Source organism: Mesorhizobium sp. M4A.F.Ca.ET.050.02.1.1, from assembly GCF_003997725.1.
In the GTDB taxonomy this organism is placed as follows: Bacteria; Pseudomonadota; Alphaproteobacteria; order Rhizobiales; family Rhizobiaceae; genus Mesorhizobium.
In genome coordinates this window covers 1-3,062 of record NZ_RZSG01000727.1, presented here as the reverse complement: position 1 = coordinate 3,062, position 3,062 = coordinate 1, and the positions used below count along the sequence as shown (strand labels likewise).

Below are 3,062 nucleotides of genomic sequence, written 5' to 3'. Positions count from 1 at the left end.
GATCGCCAGCGGCGCCAGCTGGGGCGCGATCGCGCGCTCCGTGCATCGCTCCGGCCCGGTCGCCTCGCTCACCGCCAAGTCGCTCAATCTCGGCTCGCAGCACGGCCGCCCCGACGCGATCTATCTCGACGATGGTGCGAGCGAGCTCGACGGTCAGTTGCTGTTCGATCTGGTTTCACCAAATTCGGGAATGGCTGGAGACGACACGCTGGAGGAACTGTTCGCCGAGGCGGAAGGCGCGGAACAGGAGGGGCGTCACGACGATGCGGCAGCGCTTTACCAGCGTTGCCTCGCGATCGACGCCAAGGATGCGATTGCCGCCTTCAACCGCGCCAACTGCCTGCGCGGCGCCGGCCGCGTGGCGGAAGCCGCGCACGACTATGCGCGTGCGATCAAGCTCGATCCCGGCTTCGTCGAAGCCTGGTTCAACCTCGCCGGCCTGATGAGCGCCGAGGGCAAGGTGGCCTCCGCCCGCCGCCACCTGCAGAAGGCGATCGCACTCGACAAGACCTATGCCGACCCGGTGTTCAACCTTGCGCGGTTGGAATTCGATGGGGGGAATATGGCCGAGGCCCGCCGGCTGTGGGTGCGCTATCTGGAACTCGATGCTGAATCCGAATGGGCGAGGTTGGCGCAGAAGGGGATACAGTTCGTCGATTTGCATATGGCGCGCACGGCGGGGTGAGCGAGGGTGGAGCTTGATGCAAAGACCATCCGGAAGAGAGTCACCGAAGAGCTTTATGCCCGCCTTGGTGAGAGATGGTTCAAGCCGGGCAGTTCAAAGCTGATCATCGCGTCCACCGACAACCAGACCGATTTCAGTATAGAGCTGGATTGTTACACGGATCGCCGCTACGGCGAGTATGACTGTTCTATTGAAGCCGTCCTCAAATGGAAGAAATTCGCTAAGTTATTTAGGGAGTTAGGCGATTGGTATAACCATATATTCCAAGGTACGGCCCGGTCGAAGAACATGGTATTTGCGAGAGTTTCCTTTGATGGAATCCAAGCCGATTTCAAATCGCCCGGCCGAGATATCTTCTGGGTCACCAATGAACGAAACCTTGAGATGTTCATATCCCAATGTGTGAACGATCTCGACGGTAAGGTCGGTGTGTGGATCAGGAGGTGGTTCACTTGGCTATCGGCGCTGGAAGCGATGGATGCTCATCCAAATCTCTGCGGTGCATGGCGGGACACAGCCTATTACTGTCTGATGGAACAGGTTCATGGGCGTGACGCAGCCTGCGCTTGGATCCGTGGGATCGACGCCACGGGCTGGCCTGAGTGGCTGGCGGCGCAGGTCGAGTATCTGCAATCGAACGTTTGCGATGGAACTGCGATCCGGCCATAGTCTCCGCTCCAAGAGGATCGCGATGTTCGCGCCTGTGAGCTCGGCCTCTCCAGAAAGCCCGCCCCATGACCCACTTCCTCTTCGACGGCTCCGAAACCGCCCCCGTCACCATCCTGCTGGCCCATGGCGCCGGTGCGCCGATGGACTCCGCCTCGATGGCCGCCACCGCCAAGGCGCTCGCCACGGCCGGCTTCCGCGTGGCGCGCTTCGAGTTCCACTACATGGCCGCCCGCCGCTACGGCCATCGCAAGCCGCCGCCGCGCGCCGAGACGGTGAACCCTGAATACATCAAGGCGATCGCCGACCTTCGCGCCAAGGGTGTCACGGGAAAGCTCATCATCGGCGGCAAGTCGATGGGCGGGCGCGTGGCGTCGATGGTCGCGGACGAGATGTTCGAAAAGGGCGAGATCGCCGGGCTGGTCTGCCTCGGCTATCCCTTCCACCCGCCGGCCAAGCCCGAGCAGCTCCGGACAAAGCATCTCCTCGGCCTCAAGGCGCCGACGCTGATCTTCCAGGGCACGCGCGACGAGTTCGGCACCAAGTATGAGGTTGCGACCTATGGCCTTTCCAACGCCATCGAGATGATCTGGCTGGAGGACGGCGACCACGATCTGAAGCCGCGCAAGGCGATTTCGGGTTTTTCGACGGCGGATCATTTGAAGACGGTGGCGGAGACGACAGCGGCTAAATTCGCGCAGCCGTCGGCTTCGTCATTCTAGGGCGGAGCAAGGAGCGAAGCGACGCGCGCAGACCCTAGAATCCATGCCGTGACGCTAAGGCGTTGCAACGGTTCAGAATTCTGCCCCGCCACGTTCCACGGCGACGGTCACGGCATGGATCCTCGGGTCAAGCCCGAGGATGACGAAGCGAGGGGCGCTTTCGGCATCCAAACATGAAAATCGCCACCTTCAACATCAACAACATCAACAGCCGCCAGGAGAACCTGCTGGCCTGGCTCGCCGAGGCAAAACCCGACGTCGTCTGCCTGCAGGAACTGAAGGCGCGCGACACGCAGTTTCCGCTGACCCGGCTGGCGAAGGCCGGCTATGGCGCGGTGTGGAAGGGCGAGCCGACCTGGAACGGCGTTGCCATTCTGGCAAAGGGCGCAGAACCCGTGCTGACGCGCGACGCGCTGCCCGGCGACGACGCCGACCGCCAGGCGCGCTACATCGAGGCGGCGGTGTCGGGCATTGTCATCGCCTGCCTCTATGCGCCCAACGGCAACCCGCAGCCCGGGCCCAAATATCAGTACAAGCTCGCCTGGCACGATCGCTTCGCGGCGCACGCGAAGCAGCTCCTCGACACCGGCCTGCCGGTGGCGCTTGCCGGCGACTTCAACATCGTGCCCGAGCCACGCGACATCTACCCGACCCGCTCCTATGACGACAACGCGCTGGTGCAGCCGCAAAGCCGCGCCGCCTTCGCGGCACTCGTCGAGCGGGGCTGGACCGATGCGCTGCGCAAGGTCTTCCCGAAGGAGGAGAAGCTCTACACATTCTGGGACTACCGCCGCAATCGCTGGCCGCGCGACGCGGGCCTCAGGCTCGACCACATCCTTTTGTCGAAGACACTCGTCCGCAAGCTGAAAGCGGCCGGCATCGACCGGGCCGTGCGCGGCGAGGACAACGCCAGCGACCACGCGCCGGTGTGGGTGGAGGTGGAGACCTGACCTCGCCGCCGCGATCCTTCGCGCCCCTCTGTGCAGTCA

Annotated in this window: 4 protein-coding genes; all 4 read left to right on the top strand. The window is 63.3% G+C overall.

Going from position 1 to position 3,062, the window contains the following annotated elements:
- Positions 1-685: tetratricopeptide repeat protein (locus EOA33_RS30105; protein ID WP_127407301.1), on the top strand; the 685-nt coding region annotated here is incomplete at its 5' end.
- A 6-nt stretch (positions 686-691) separates the two neighbouring features.
- Positions 692-1,354, top strand: a complete 663-nt coding sequence (locus EOA33_RS30100; protein ID WP_127407300.1) for a hypothetical protein — start codon at positions 692-694, stop codon at positions 1,352-1,354.
- A gap of 65 nt (positions 1,355-1,419) precedes the next feature.
- The gene (locus EOA33_RS30095; RefSeq protein ID WP_127407299.1) at positions 1,420-2,073 is read left to right on the top strand and encodes an alpha/beta family hydrolase; all 654 of its coding nucleotides are present in this window, start codon (positions 1,420-1,422) and stop codon (positions 2,071-2,073) included.
- Between the two features lie 173 nt (positions 2,074-2,246).
- Positions 2,247-3,023, top strand: coding sequence for an exodeoxyribonuclease III (locus EOA33_RS30090; protein WP_127407298.1), 777 nt, complete (start codon positions 2,247-2,249; stop codon positions 3,021-3,023).
- Positions 3,024-3,062: the final 39 nt, after the last annotated feature.

Excerpts from the sequence above, each read along its gene's own strand:
- EOA33_RS30095 (WP_127407299.1), top strand. The coding sequence starts at position 1,420 with ATGACCCACTTCCTCTTCGACGGCTCCGAAACCGCCCCCGTCACCATC.
- EOA33_RS30090 (WP_127407298.1), top strand. The coding sequence starts at position 2,247 with ATGAAAATCGCCACCTTCAACATCAACAACATCAACAGCCGCCAGGAG.